At 42.9% G+C, this 14,485-nt stretch carries 9 protein-coding genes; 7 read left to right on the top strand and 2 right to left on the bottom strand.

What is annotated here, in order from left to right; all coding sequences use genetic code 11:
• The first annotated feature begins 327 nt into the window (after positions 1–327).
• The 4 genes from smpB (at position 328) to ACYQ3L_RS09380 (ending at position 6,841) form a co-directional block, all read left to right on the top strand.
• Positions 328–780: an SsrA-binding protein gene (smpB, locus tag ACYQ3L_RS09395; protein ID WP_044215471.1), complete on the top strand. Its 453-nt coding sequence runs from the start codon at positions 328–330 to the stop codon at positions 778–780.
• A 26-nt stretch (positions 781–806) separates the two neighbouring features.
• On the top strand, positions 807–2,165 hold the full coding sequence (locus tag ACYQ3L_RS09390) for a DUF3329 domain-containing protein (protein ID WP_379993480.1): 1,359 nt from the start codon (positions 807–809) through the stop codon (positions 2,163–2,165).
• 124 nt (positions 2,166–2,289) lie between these two features.
• Positions 2,290–5,982, top strand: a complete 3,693-nt coding sequence (gene metH / locus ACYQ3L_RS09385; protein WP_379993479.1) for a methionine synthase — start codon at positions 2,290–2,292, stop codon at positions 5,980–5,982.
• A 22-nt stretch (positions 5,983–6,004) separates the two neighbouring features.
• A complete protein-coding gene (locus ACYQ3L_RS09380) occupies positions 6,005–6,841 on the top strand; it encodes a metal ABC transporter permease (RefSeq protein ID WP_379993478.1) in 837 nt (278 codons plus the stop codon).
• Here ACYQ3L_RS09380 and ACYQ3L_RS09375 read toward each other — a convergent pair.
• Both ACYQ3L_RS09375 and ACYQ3L_RS09370 read right to left on the bottom strand, forming a co-directional pair.
• A complete protein-coding gene (locus ACYQ3L_RS09375; protein WP_291108135.1) occupies positions 6,838–7,347 on the bottom strand; it encodes a threonine/serine exporter family protein in 510 nt (169 codons plus the stop codon). The two genes, ACYQ3L_RS09380 and ACYQ3L_RS09375, sit on opposite strands and share 4 nt — an antisense overlap.
• Positions 7,348–7,362: 15 nt before the next feature.
• Positions 7,363–8,163: a threonine/serine exporter family protein gene (locus ACYQ3L_RS09370; protein WP_379993477.1), complete on the bottom strand. Its 801-nt coding sequence runs from the start codon at positions 8,161–8,163 to the stop codon at positions 7,363–7,365.
• A 242-nt stretch (positions 8,164–8,405) separates the two neighbouring features.
• Between ACYQ3L_RS09370 and ACYQ3L_RS09365 the strand changes: the two genes are divergently transcribed.
• The 3 genes from ACYQ3L_RS09365 (at position 8,406) to ACYQ3L_RS09355 (ending at position 14,471) form a co-directional block, all read left to right on the top strand.
• Positions 8,406–11,084, top strand: a complete 2,679-nt coding sequence (locus tag ACYQ3L_RS09365) for a 4-alpha-glucanotransferase (RefSeq protein WP_379993476.1) — start codon at positions 8,406–8,408, stop codon at positions 11,082–11,084.
• Between the two features lie 470 nt (positions 11,085–11,554).
• Complete coding sequence (locus ACYQ3L_RS09360; protein WP_379993475.1) at positions 11,555–13,399, top strand: glycoside hydrolase family 13 protein; 1,845 nt, start codon at positions 11,555–11,557, stop codon at positions 13,397–13,399.
• A gap of 37 nt (positions 13,400–13,436) precedes the next feature.
• Positions 13,437–14,471 (top strand): LacI family DNA-binding transcriptional regulator, encoded by a 1,035-nt coding sequence (locus ACYQ3L_RS09355; RefSeq protein WP_379993474.1) that lies wholly within the window; start codon positions 13,437–13,439, stop codon positions 14,469–14,471.
• The last annotated feature ends 14 nt before the right edge of the window (positions 14,472–14,485 follow it).

Below are 14,485 nucleotides of genomic sequence, written 5' to 3'. Positions count from 1 at the left end.
TTATTAACCATATAATGTTAAAACCTGACACATCTGACACATTTTACGCTTTTTTATTCTGTCAGCTTTTCCTTATAACTTGTAACTGCCCGGAGGGCGCAGAAATAACATTTGCCGAAGCGAAGGCGAGGCAAACCCGTAACTATAAAATTTCAAAGAGCTATAAGCTAATAGCTAACGGCTAAAAGCTATATATAGATAAACTTTTTCAAAAAGATTAAATTTCGCGCGTTTGTTTTGATAATATGATTTTGAATGAATATAATAGCCTAATATTTACTATTTTTGTAAGTTCGAATAAAATGTACGTTATCAGAACAGAAGAATATGAATCAACCAAACATTAATATAAAGAACAAGCGGGCCAGCTTCGATTATGAATTTATCGAAACATATACTGCCGGTATTGTACTTACCGGGACGGAAATAAAATCGATACGTTTAGGAAAAGCCAGTCTGGTAGATACTTTCTGTATATTTGAAAAAAACGAATTGTGGGTGCGCAATATGTATATTGCCGAATATTTCTATGGCTCGTACAATAACCACTCGGCACGCCGCGACCGCAAACTGCTCCTGAACAAGAAGGAACTGAAAAAAATGCAGCGCCTTGTCAAAGAAACTGGCTATACCATTGTGCCCACCCGTGTCTTTCTCAACGACCGGGGGCTTGCCAAGGTGAACATAGCTGTTGCCAGAGGTAAAAAGCAATATGATAAACGCCAGAGCCTGCGCGAAAAAGACGATAAACGGGCAATGGACAGGGCTATGAAACAATAGTAAACAGTTTTCTTAATATCTATTGAATGTTGAAAGCAAGGCGGTTTCTTTCGGAACAGAAATATATTATACTCATTTCCATATTACTGTTCGCCGGTATATATGGGCTGAATTATTATTTCCCTATTACGCTGGATGACTGGATATATAGTATGAATGCAGATGGTTCACGGGTAAGTTTTGCAGATATTATTCCTTATCAACATGCGCATTATTTTAACTGGGGTGGCAGGTCTGTTGTACATGCAATAGCTCAGTTTATGCTGGCCTCCGGTATATTTTGGGGCGACATTATCAATAGTATCGGTTATGTTGCATTAGCCCTGACCATCTACTGCATAGCGAATAAAAATAATAAGGTCAATATATCTTTGTTTGTGGGAATTAACCTGATGATCTGGTTTTTAGTTCCTTCCCTTGTAGAGAATGTCTTTTGGATAACAGGAAGTGCGAATTATTTGTGGGGTACATTACTTATATTTCTTTTCATATCTTTTTATTGTTCGGCTTTTCTGAACAATAATTTAGAAGATAGCCGGATAAAAAGGACAGCGATGTTCCTGTTCGGAATTATTGCCGGATGGACAAATGAGAATATGGCGGTGGCAATGATATTCTTTATAGTATGTTTGATATTGCTTATCCGGAAAGAGAAGCGAGTGTTGTGTAAGTGGATGCTGTTCGGTCTGTTAGGCGGGCTTGTGGGCTGCGCTTTTATGCTTTTGTCCCCGGGGAATTATGTACGGAACATAGTGGAACTGAATGTTTTGAATTCGAGCGGGGAAGAACCAGCCTACATGTTTTACTTTTACCGTTTTACAAATATATTGAAGATTGCAACAAGGTATTTCCTTATTCCGGTTATTATCTATCTGATATTTATGTTTTTATATCTTAAATTCAAAAAAGATAATGATAAAAGGATATTGCTCCTGTCCCTGTTATTTGCTGCTACAGCAGGAGTCGCGATCCTGGCTATGGTGGCAGCTCCCATTTTTCCGGAAAGGGTTTGGTTCGCTATACTTATACTGATGTTTACGGCTACAGGTTTGCTGTATGCCAATCTTGATTTTTCTGTAATCTTATTAAAAGTTCCTTTGTATATTATTACAGGTATGGTCACATTAGTCTTTTTCTATTCTTATTGGCAGAGCCTGAACGATTTTAGGCAGATTCATGATATATGGGCGGAAAGAGAGAGGATCATATTGGCAGAAAAACAAAAAGGTGTGAAAGATGTTGTAATCTACGGACGTTTCAAGGCTTCGGATTCGTGGTTTGTGAAACCTAAGACCGGAGATATTCCATTGGATTCTGTCTTATGGCTGCAAAATGCATGTGGGCGTTATTATGGGGTGAACACTGTAAAAATTTTTGATAAATAAGACTAAGAATTTAATATAGGATGTTTCTTTTTGGTTGGCGATAAAACTAAGACATTGAATCGGATAAAATATTAAAAATAAACAATCCGTATTTTTGCAAAATATTCAATAATTGAAAATAGAAATGAATAAAATACACGATATATTGAAGGATAGAATCCTTATACTCGACGGTGCCATGGGCACCATGATACAACGTTATAAGCTGACAGAGGAAGATTTCCGCGGCGAAAGGTTTAAAGGTTCAACTACATTACTGAAAGGTAATAACGACTTGCTTTGCCTAACCCGTCCCGATGTGATAGAAGCCATCCACCGCGAATATCTCGAAGCGGGCGCCGATATCATTGAAACAAATACGTTCAATGCAACCTCTATATCGATGGAAGACTATAATATGTCTGATTTGGTAAAGGAGATAAATATTGAAGCGGCCAGACTGGCAAAGAAAGCCGCCGCCGATTATACAAGGCGCAATCCGGATAAGCCTCGTTATGTTGCCGGCTCTATAGGGCCGACTAACAAGACGGCTTCGATGAGTCCCAAAGTTGAGAATCCGATATTCAGAGCGGTGACTTTCGATGATCTGTATTATGCTTACAAAGAGCAGGTAGAAGGACTTGCAGACGGAGGCGTGGATTTATTGCTTATCGAGACTATCTTCGATACATTGAATGCGAAAGCTGCTTTGTTTGCAGCCGATGAAGTGAGAAAAGAACGCAATATAGATCTGCCCATAATGATTTCTGTCACTCTCTCCGATAAAGGGGGGCGGACATTGTCGGGGCAAACGGTAGGGGCATTTCTGGCATCCGTCAGCCATATAGATTTCTTATCTGTAGGACTAAACTGTTCATTCGGAGCATCGGATATGAAACCATTCCTGAAAGAACTGGGACGTATAGCGCCGAATTTTATATCTGCTTATCCGAATGCCGGACTGCCGAACCAGTTTGGGGAATATGACGAGACGCCCGAAATAATGGCAGGCCAGATAAAAGAATATATTGACGAAGGCCTCGTAAATATTCTGGGAGGTTGTTGTGGCACAACTCCCGGTCACATCGCAAAATATGTAGACCTCATACAGGGCGCCGTTCCGCATAAACCGGCCCGGAAGCCCCAATATATGTGGCTGTCGGGACTGGAATTACTGGAAGCCAAGCCAGAGATCAACTTTATAAATATAGGAGAGCGCCTGAATGTGGCGGGTTCCCGCAAATTTCTCCGTCTGATAAAGGAAGAAAAATACGAGGAAGCGTTGACTATTGCTCACAAGCAGGTGGAAGACGGCGCGCAGGTATTGGATGTGAACATGGATGAAGGTTTGCTGGACGGAGTGAAGGAAATGACCACTTTCCTCAACCTGATGGCATCCGACCCGGACGTGTCCCGTGTGCCTGTAATGATAGACTCCTCGAAATGGGAGGTGCTCGAAGCCGGACTGAAATGCGTACAGGGTAAGCCGATTGTAAACTCCATTTCATTGAAGGGAGGAGAGGAAGATTTCCTCCGTCAGGCACGTCTGGTTAAGGCGTACGGCGCGGCGGTCATTGTCATGGCTTTCGACGAAACGGGGCAGGCCGATACATTTGCCCGCAGGATAGAAATATGTGAAAGGGCTTATAAGCTGTTGGTCAATGACGGATTCAATCCGCTGGATATTATTTTCGACCCCAATATACTTGCCATCGCGACCGGTATAGAGGAGCATCGGGGCTATGCAGTCGATTTCCTGGAAACGATCACATGGATAAAAGAAAACCTGCCGCATGCTAAAATCAGCGGTGGAGTAAGTAATCTCTCATTCTCGTTCCGTGGAAATGATTATGTGCGTGAGGCCATGCATGCCGTATTCCTTTATTACGCCATTCAGCGGGGTATGGATATGGGTATCGTAAATCCGGGGCAATCTGTTGTATATGATGATATTCCTACCGATCTGAGAAATCTGGTGGAGGATGTTATCTTCAACCGCAGGGCGGAAGCTACGGATGAACTGATTGAATATGCCGAAAAGATAAAGAACGAAAATACAGGGCAGACAGAGCAAAAAGTGGAAGAATGGCGTTCTTATCCGCTCGATGAACGTATCCAATATTCTCTGATAAAAGGTATCAGCGACTATCTGGAAGAAGACCTGACGGAAGCGCTTCAGGTGTATCCGAAGGCGGTGGATATTATCGACAAGCCATTAATGGACGGAATGAACAAGGTAGGTGACCTATTTGGCTCCGGTAAGATGTTCCTTCCGCAAGTTGTAAAAACTGCCCGTACAATGAAACGTGCAGTGGCTATCCTGCAACCGACTCTGGAAGCGCAAAAAGCTTCCTCGGCAGGAAGCAACAAGGCAGGAAAGCTGGTTATTGCTACCGTAAAGGGAGATGTGCACGATATCGGTAAGAACATAGTATCTATTATCCTTGCCTGCAACAACTATGAGGTAATCGACCTAGGGGTGATGACTCCTCCGGAAGTAATTATCCAGAAAGTAAAAGAAGAACAACCTGATATACTCTGCCTGAGCGGCCTTATAACTCCGTCTCTGGAAGAAATGAGCATCGTTGCCCATGAGATGGAAAAGGCTGGCTTTACCATTCCTCTGATGATCGGCGGGGCCACTACATCTAAGCTGCATACGGCAATTAAGATAGATCCGAAATACAATAACGGTTCGGTGGTATATGTCAAGGATGCTTCGCAGGCGCCTGCGGCTGTAGGTAAGCTGATAAATCCTAAGACAAAGGAAAACTATATAAAAGATGTACGCTCCGAATATGCTTCATTGAGGGATACGGCGGGTGATAAGAAAGCAGATCTGCTACCATTGTCCGAAGTACTGGATAAGGGCATGAAACTGAATTGGGAGGATTACAATACTCCCGAACCGCGGGTGAAAGGACGTCAGACATTGAAACATATCCCGGTGGAAATCATTGTGCCTTATATAGACTGGAAATTCTTCTTTCATTCATGGAATTTGTCGGCGCGCTATGCCTCTGTGCAAAATATCGATGATTGCCCTTCATGCAAGGCTGCATGGCTGAGTTCCTTTCCTGAACAAGAAAGGGAAAAAGCTGCGGAGGGTATGCAATTATATAAAGATGCCAAGGCGTTGCTGGACCAGCTGGTATATGATAAGGCCGGTTATATCAATGCTGTATTCGGCGTTTATGAATCATATAGCGATAATGAATCCCTGTATATCGACGGCATACGTTTCCCGATGCTGCGTCAACAGAAAAAAAATGAAAAGAAGGAATACCTTTCCCTTTGCGATTTCGTTGCGCCGAAATCTTCAGGAAAGAAAGACTATGTAGGAGGATTTACCGTTACCGCAGGCGTAGGTGCAAATGAACTGATGAGCGAGTATGAACGTCAGGGAGATGAATATAAAGTACTGCTTCTCAAGTCGGTTTTAGACCGTCTGGCGGAAGCAACTACCGAATGGCTGCATGCCGAAATAAGGCGGAAGTACTGGGCGTTCGCACCCGATGAAAATATAAGTGTAAATGATATGTTTACCCTTAAATACCAGGGAATCCGTCCGGCAGTGGGCTATCCGTCCATACCCGACCAGTCAGTCAATTTCCTGCTGAATAAGGATTTGTTGCAATCCGAAGAGATAGGAGTGGAGCTGACCGAAAACGGTGTGATGCTTCCGAATGCTTCGGTCAGCGGTATTATCATTTCACATCCTAAATCCAAATATTTCAATATAGGCAATATACTCGACGACCAGTTAGAGGCATATATAGAAAGAAGAGGAGAGGATGCAGAGCAGATTCGTAAGTTTTTGAGTGCAAATTTGATATAAATCAGATACAACTTATAATGGAATGGAATTTATAGACCTCCTTTCATATACTTTTTTCCAGAATGCCCTGTTGGGTAGCCTCTTTGCCAGTATCGCCTGCGGTATCATAGGCTCTTATGTTGTTATTCGCCGGCTTGTATTTATCAGCGGGGGAATAACGCATGCTTCGCTAGGAGGTATCGGTATGGGCTTCTATTTCGGGTGGAATCCGATATTTGCCGCTATGATCTTTTCCATCTTGTCGGCTTTCGGTATCGAATGGTTATCATCGAGGCAGGGAGTGAGGGAAGATTCGGCAATCGGCTCTTTCTGGTCGCTCGGAATGGCAATAGGGATTATTTTTATATACCTCAAACCCGGCTTTGCTCCTAATCTTTCGGATTATCTCTTTGGCAATATACTTACTATCACAAAGCCGGATATAACTTATCTGGCCATTTTGTCCATAGTGCTGATTATTGTCTTTTTGCTCTTTGGCCGTCATATACTGTTTGCGGCTTTCGATTCCGATTTTGCAAAGACTCGCAACCTGCCCGTCAACCTGATAAAGTATGCCATGATGATGGGGATTGCTATTACAATCGTACTTTCTATCCGCTTGGTAGGCATTGTGCTGCTGATGTCGATACTTACCGTTCCCCAGATGACAGCCAACCTGTTTACTTCCAACTTTGTAAAGATGATTATTCTTTCCATCCTGATCGGATTTTTCGGGTGTATTGTCGGCCTGTTCATGTCTGCGGTATTGGATGTTCCGTCAGGGGTGTTTATCATCTTTACGCAGATAGTCGTATTCCTTGTATCGCGCTGGATAGTGAAGGCCATTCAGAAAAGCAGACGGGAAAAGGTTCTTTCTTAACCCTTTCCTATCACATCTTTAAACGATATATTCTTCACGCTCGACTTGCGGAAGAGCAGCGCTCCTATACAGATGCCTATCGCCAATGTAAACAGTAATGACATGGTAAGCATCAGGTTGTGAGACATCTCTATCAGGATATGCGGGTTTTGTTCCACTGTAGGCAGGTCGGTAACCTTTATTCCGGCCAGCATCGTTTTGTAGGCGAACATACCCGGAATCATTGTAATACAGGCCGGCATGGTGAATACTACCGGCGGGCTGTCTACCCTGTGCGCCGCGAAAATACCAATTAACCCTATCAGTACCGAACCGGCTAATGTAGCCGTTATCATCCCGAAATCGAGTTGTATAAGGATGAAGCGAAGAGCATGTCCCATACCGCCAAGTAGCCCGGCAACCCACAACAGGCGTTTAGGCGAGCCGAACAGTATAGCCCAGCAGAAACCTACAAGGAAAGCGATGGTAAAGTCGCGGAATATATTTATTATTGTCAGTTCTTCCATTTGCTAATTTTCTAATTAAAAATTACCTATTCCCAATAGTGTAATACACAGGGTCATACCTGCTGCGATACAAAGCAGAATGAATCCGCCGAACAAAGCCCGGTTCAGAGCCGAAGGCAAATAGCCTTCTATCAGGTCTATGACACAATTTATCAGAGGTACACCCGGTATCAGGTACAGAACGCCGGTCGCCATCGCGGCTTCGGGATGCTCCCCGAATCCGTATAATCTGCCAAACCCTGCTATCAACGTTGTGATAAAAGCCGCGATAGATATGCATATCATCGGATTGAATTTCTTCTTGGCGAAGAAAACCCTTACCAGATAACCGATAAATGCAGCAACGAAAGCTACCAGTGCGTTTTTTTCGTCCCCTGCCGAGAACAGGCAAAGACCTCCGCACGAAAATCCGACAGCTACAGCCACTACAATATCTTTGTAGTTAGGCTTGGCTTTTATCCTGGCAAACTCTTTTTCCACGTAAGATATGGGCAGGTTCTCTTCCTGCACTTTCCACGACATATGTGATACAGCGGTCAGTATAGCCAGATGTACATTGTGTGGAGGTGAGTTTTTATAGCAGGTGACGGAATTGGAAGGATCGTTCTTATCCTTTACCGTGACTGTGAGGCCGTTGAAAGTAGGGCTCATATTTATATCGAATTCCCATGTCGCGGCCAGCCTTCCTATATTGCTGCTGAGACGTCCGCAGTGCGCACCCGAAGCAAGCAGGAATGTTCCTATATCGAGTATAAGGTCGGCAAACCGCTGTGCTGATATTTTTTCTTTTTCGTTTATATTTCTAAATTCCGGCATTGTTACATACAATTCTGATGCAAAGATAGGAATTTTCAGTTAACAGTTAACAGACAACAGTTAACAACTTGTATTTCGCCTGTTTGTAACTTGTTAGCATGCTCCCTGCAATCGTTTGCAAGTTAATTTCGACTAAAATAATGAGGCGCCGGATATATTCTAACTCATTATTATGTAGATTTGTTTAGGACAAAGCCATGCATAAAAACGCATAAGTCTAAAAACCATAAAATGCATCATTCATGAGACTAAAACTACAAATAGATTACCATACCGATTGGGGACAGACTGTATATGTTTGCGGTTCAGTGCCTGCTTTGGGTAATTGGGAGAAGGACAAGGCCGCAGAAATGAAAAATATTTCTCCATCCATATGGGAGTTGGAGATTGAAGCCGGTGATGCCACCGATATAGAATATCAATATCTGGTAAAAGACCAAAACAACATAATCGCTCACGAATGGGGAAGCCCGCACTGGTTGAGAACAGAGACTGATAAACGGTTCGATGTGCAGGATGTATGGCGGGGCGTACCCCAACAGAAATTCCTTTACACGTCGTGTTTTTCGGAAAGTTTCTTTGCGCATGGTGATAATGCGAAAGTCAAATATTACAAGAAGACCATCCTTATTAATGTTACCTGTGTGAATGTAAAGAAAAATCAGAAACTGATACTTTGCGGAGCTTCGGAGACATTAGGAAATTGGAAGCCCGAAGATGCTCTGGAGCTTACACAGGTAAGATTCGGGAGTTGGCAGGTAGCGATTAATGCGCCACAAATAAAAACCACATTAGAATACAAACTTGCAATCTATGATAATAGCACGAAGAAAATTGTACATTGGGAAGAGGGTTTCAACCGTGTCTTATCACCATTGCCCGCCTCTCCGGCAAAAGAAGATATGGTTAAGGTGGAATCCATTGCCTACGCTTATGGCTGGATGAACTGGAAAGCCGCAGGTGTATCCATCCCCGTATTTTCATTACGTTCGAATGACAGTTTTGGCATAGGTGAGTTTTCGGACCTGCGGAAAATGGTGGATTGGGCAGTAGCGACCGGACAGAAAATAATACAGGTACTGCCTATCAACGATACTACCATCACATACACCTGGATAGATTCGTACCCTTACAATGCAATTTCCATTTACGCATTGCATCCTGTCTATCTGGGTCTGAAAGAATATCCGCTGAAAGATGAAAATCTATATAAAGAATACGAAAGAGAAGCAGGCGAACTAAACACCCTGGAAAATGTCGATTATGACAGGGTTCTGGCTCTGAAATGGCGTTACATAAAAGATCTTTTCACCCAATCAGGCACAAATACATTAAAAAGCAAAGACTACCAGGCCTTTTATGAGCAGAACGAAGAATGGTTGTTTCCATACGCTTGCTTCTCTTATCTTCGGGATAAATATAAAACGGCCAATTTCAGAAAATGGAAAACAAACAATGCTTTTGATAAAAAGAAACTGATTAAATTGACCGAAACGGATAAAGATGCAAAAAAATATATCGAATTATCGTGCTTCACGCAGTACTTGCTACACAAACAACTTGTAGATGTAAAAGAGTACGCGCACCAGAATGAGGTGGTGCTCAAAGGCGATATTCCTATCGGCATCAGCCGCGACAGCGTGGAAGCATGGGTAGAGCCCCATCTGTTCAATCTGGATGTACAGACGGGCGCGCCACCTGATGACTTTTCGTTCTTCGGGCAAAACTGGGGATTTCCCACCTATAATTGGGAAGAAATGGCTAAGGATGGTTACCGGTGGTGGCTGAAACGCTTCCGCAAAATGGCAGACTATTTCGATGCCTACCGTATCGATCATATTCTGGGATTTTTCCGCATCTGGGAAATACCTTTGTCATCCGTTCAGGGATTGTTGGGATATTTTAGTCCGGCTCTTCCCCTTACGGCCGATGAAATCCGTTCTTACGGCCTTTGGTTCGATGAGGACAGGATGCTGAAACATTATATTCACGAAAGTTTCCTGGCTGATATATTCGGCAGCCATGTGCCTGAGGTAATTGAAAAATACCTTCGGCCTACCGGATGGCAGCGTTTCGAACTGAAAGAAGAATTTGATACGCAAGCCAAGATCAAGGAACATTTTACCGGCAGGGATGATGATAAATCAAATTATATCCGGGACGGTTTGTACAGCCTGTGCAATGAAGTGCTTTTTGTCAGGGATAAACGTGAGCCTTATAAGTTTCATCCCCGTATAACCGCCCAGTACAACTATTCCTACAGGGACCTGGACGATAGCGCCAAAGATACGTTCAACAGGTTATATAATGAATTTTTCTATCGCCGCCATTCTCAGTATTGGCGCGATCAGGCAATGACGAAGCTGCCGACCCTTATTTCTTCGACCTCGATGCTTGTATGCGGCGAAGATTTGGGTATGGTCCCTGAATCTGTGCCTTCGGTGATGAACGAACTTCAGATATTGAGCCTTGAAATAGAACGGATGCCAAAAGAACGGGAGGTATTATTCAACGACCTGCATCATCTGCCATACCTGAGTGTTTGCACGACATCGACCCACGATATGTCACCTCTCCGTTTGTGGTGGAAAGAAGACAGGCAGCTGACCCAGCAATATTACAATCAGGTATTATGGAAGCATGGTGCTGCTCCGGAAGAATGCACAGCCGATTTGTGCGCACAAATTGTAAGTAATCATTTATATTCTCCGGCTATGCTTGCTATTCTGCCGCTTCAGGACTGGCTGTCGATAGACGACATTCTGAAACGTCCTGTTGCCGAAGATGAACGAATAAATATTCCGGCTATATCGCAACACTATTGGCGGTACAGGATGCATCTTACTCTGGAAGAATTACTCGAAGCTACAGATTTTAACCGGAGGGTTAAATCGATGGTAGGTTCATCGGGGAGGGAATAGGTGTAATGGAAAAGTGAAAAACGAAAAGTGAAAAGTAAAAAATTAGATAATATCTTACTGGTGACCGATGACTGAACAGGTGTTACTTTTTTTTATAAATTTATCTATAGAGTACAGATAACAAGCGTGTTGTCGATAGAAAAGTAACAGTGTGAAAAATTTCGAAAGGTTGTTACTTTTGTTACTTTTTAACAGTTACAGGTTTGCCTCGCCTTCGCTTCGGCGAATGTTATTTCTGCGCCCGGCGGGCAGTTACAAATTACAGGTTGGCTGGCGTTTTGTTTTGTTTCACGCAAAGACGCAAAGGCGCAAAGTTTTACATCTTACGAGTTGTTGACTGATAACTGTTTACTGTTAACTGTAGATAGTGTTACTTTTGTTACCTTTTTCAGTTACGAGTTGTTGACTGATAACTGAAAAAATGTAGGAGTGGCAAAACCGACATAAATCAAATATAAATTATATAGTACATGAAGAAAATCTATTTAGTATTATTACTCGTTTTACTGAGCTTATCGGTTTTTGCAATCGATATAAAAACAGTAGATCCTGCTTTTTGGTGGTCAGGGATGAAAAATCCTGAATTGCAGGTATTGATACACGGAGAAGGTGTGGCTAAATCGGACGTAAGTATTACTTCAAAATCGGTAAGGCTGAAAGAAACTGTAAAGCTGGAAAGCCCTAATTATCTTATATTATATTTCGACTTATCCGGAGCTCAACCCGAAAAGTTCGATATTGTATTGCAGCAGGGCAAGGACAAGAAGGTGGTTCCTTATGAGATTAAAGGCCGGAAGTCCGGCTCATCCGACAGGATAGGCTTCAATGCTTCGGATGTACTTTATCTGATTATGCCCGACCGTTTTGCAAACGGAGATACATCGAATGATGTAATTGCAGGGATGCGCGAGGCCAAAATAGACCGTAACGGACAATATGCCCGTCATGGTGGAGATTTTAAAGGAGTAAGCGACCGTGTGGATTATATACACGATCTCGGTGTAACCGCCATCTGGTTCAATCCGGTGATGGAGAATGATATGCCGGAGGGTTCGTATCACGGATATGCAACAACGGATTATTATAAAGTAGACCGTCGTTTCGGTTCTAATCAGGAGTTTGCAGACTTAGTGGATAAGGTTCACGCTAAAGGGATGAAGGTGGTAATGGATATGATTTTCAACCACTGTGGCAGTGAACATTTCTTCTTTAAGGACAGGCCATCTAAAGACTGGTTCAATTATCCTGACGGATATGTGCAGACTTCATATAAGACAGTTACACAGTTCGACCCGCATGTATCAGCATACGACTTTAAGAGATCCGCGGATGGCTGGTTTGTAGAGTCTATGCCCGATTTGAACCAACGAAATCCGCATGTAGCCAAATACCTTATCCAGAATAGTATCTGGTGGATAGAATATGCCGGTATTGATGGTATTCGTCAGGATACACACCCCTATGCCGATTATGACATGATGTCGGACTGGTGCAGGGAAGTTACAGAGGAATATCCCGATTTTAATATTGTGGGTGAGACATGGCTCAATACGAATGTAGGTGTGGCTTATTGGCAGAAAGACAGCAAGCTGGCTTATCCGAAAAATTCCTATCTGCGTTCGGTGATGGATTTCCCTCTTACGGATATAATGAACAGCGCATTCGATCAGGAAACCACAGATTGGGGACAAGGCCTGTCGCGCATACATGAATATCTGGCTCAGGATATAGTTTATGCCGATCCTATGGAATTGCTTATTTTCCTTGACAATCATGATACATCACGTTTTTACAGGACCGAAGAGCAAACCTCTAATCTGAACCGTTATAAACAGGCTCTTGCATTCCTGTTGACTACCCGTGGAATCCCGCAAATATATTATGGTACTGAAATATTAATGGCTGCCGACAAGGGAGAGGGAGACGGGTATCTGCGTCGCGATTTTCCCGGAGGATGGCAGGGTGATAAGACGGACCTGTTCGTTTCGGCTAACAGAACGCCGCAACAGAACGAGGCTTTCGATTACCTCCGTAAATTGTTGCAATGGAGAAAAGGAAATGAAGCTATATCAAAAGGAACTCTAAAGCATTTTGTGACAAACAATAGTGTTTATGTTTATGAACGTAAATTCAACGGTAAGTCCGTTGTTGTATTCCTGTCCGGCTCGGATAGTGAAAAGACGATAGACCTTTCACCATATAAAGAAGTGTTGCCGAAGAGCCAGGCAAAGGATGTTATAAGTGAAAATATTGTAAACTTAAATAACGGGTCTTTAACATTGCAGCCTCGAAGTGTCTTGGTATTAGAATTTTGATTACTTTTATACAAAGTAAATGCAAAATTTGAAGACCATGAAAAAAGGGCCGTTAACAATTAAGGATATTGCTAAAGATCTGAATATATCGCCCTCGACCGTGTCGAGGGCTTTGAAAGATAATCCTGACATAAGCCTCGAAACAAGGAAACTGGTGCAGGATTATGCGAAAAAGTATAAATATAAGCCAAATGCGTTGGCTTTGAGCCTGAGAACACAGCATACCAATATTATCGGGGTTATCGTTCCTGAATTGGCAAACCACTTCTTTTCCGGTGTATTATCCGGTATGGAGACTATCGCCGAGGAGAAGGATTACCATGTAATTGTATGTCAGTCGTCGGAAGATTACCAGAAAGAGATACGGAATGTACAGACTCTTATCAAGGCCCGTGTATGCGGCGTGTTGATCTCTCAGTCGAAAATGACTACAAAATACGATCATTTTCAGGAATTGATAGATAACGATATACCGGTCATCTTTTTCGACCGTATTTGTACGGGAATCGACACGGATAAGGTAGTGGTGGATGATTATTCGGGAACATTTACCGCTGTGGAATATATGATAAAGACAGGTTGTAAGCGTATAGCCTTTTTTTCGGCCCCGTTGCACCTCGAAATATCCAAGAACAGGAGAAATGGTTATCTGGATGCATTGCGCAAATACCATCTGCCCGTAGATGAAAATCTGATGCGTATAGCTGATACCAAGCAGCTCGGTTATGAGAGAGCAATGCAGATACTGCAGGAACCTGACAGGCCGGATGCATTTATGGCGATGAACGATTATACGGCCTCGGGTATATTGCTGGCAACAAAGAAGCTTGGTTTGAATGTGCCGGAAGAGGTTTCGATCTTCGGCTTTTCCAATTCCAATATATCGCAGGATACCGATCCCATGCTTACTACTATGGATCAGCATCCTAAAAAAGTAGGGGAGGAAGCGATGCAACTTATGTTGGAAAAAATAGAGAACCCCGGAAATGTATCGCGGAAGAACAAACTGATAAAGACCTCTTTGATAGCAAGGCAAACCACACGGGAACTGCCCGCCGAAGGAGGAGATTGATTAATACATACTAA

This window comes from Dysgonomonas termitidis, assembly GCF_054657735.1.
The sequence above is the reverse complement of the archived record's forward strand: the minus strand, read 5'-3'. Positions and strand labels throughout refer to the sequence as shown.

Excerpts from the sequence above, each read along its gene's own strand:
- ACYQ3L_RS09380 (WP_379993478.1), top strand. The coding sequence starts at position 6,005 with ATGGAATTTATAGACCTCCTTTCATATACTTTTTTCCAGAATGCCCTG.
- ACYQ3L_RS09370 (WP_379993477.1), bottom strand. The coding sequence starts at position 8,163 with ATGCCGGAATTTAGAAATATAAACGAAAAAGAAAAAATATCAGCACAG.
- ACYQ3L_RS09390 (WP_379993480.1), top strand. The coding sequence starts at position 807 with ATGTTGAAAGCAAGGCGGTTTCTTTCGGAACAGAAATATATTATACTC.
- ACYQ3L_RS09365 (WP_379993476.1), top strand. The coding sequence starts at position 8,406 with ATGAGACTAAAACTACAAATAGATTACCATACCGATTGGGGACAGACT.
- metH (WP_379993479.1), top strand. The coding sequence starts at position 2,290 with ATGAATAAAATACACGATATATTGAAGGATAGAATCCTTATACTCGAC.
- ACYQ3L_RS09375 (WP_291108135.1), bottom strand. The coding sequence starts at position 7,347 with ATGGAAGAACTGACAATAATAAATATATTCCGCGACTTTACCATCGCT.
- smpB (WP_044215471.1), top strand. The coding sequence starts at position 328 with ATGAATCAACCAAACATTAATATAAAGAACAAGCGGGCCAGCTTCGAT.
- ACYQ3L_RS09355 (WP_379993474.1), top strand. The coding sequence starts at position 13,437 with ATGAAAAAAGGGCCGTTAACAATTAAGGATATTGCTAAAGATCTGAAT.
- ACYQ3L_RS09360 (WP_379993475.1), top strand. The coding sequence starts at position 11,555 with ATGAAGAAAATCTATTTAGTATTATTACTCGTTTTACTGAGCTTATCG.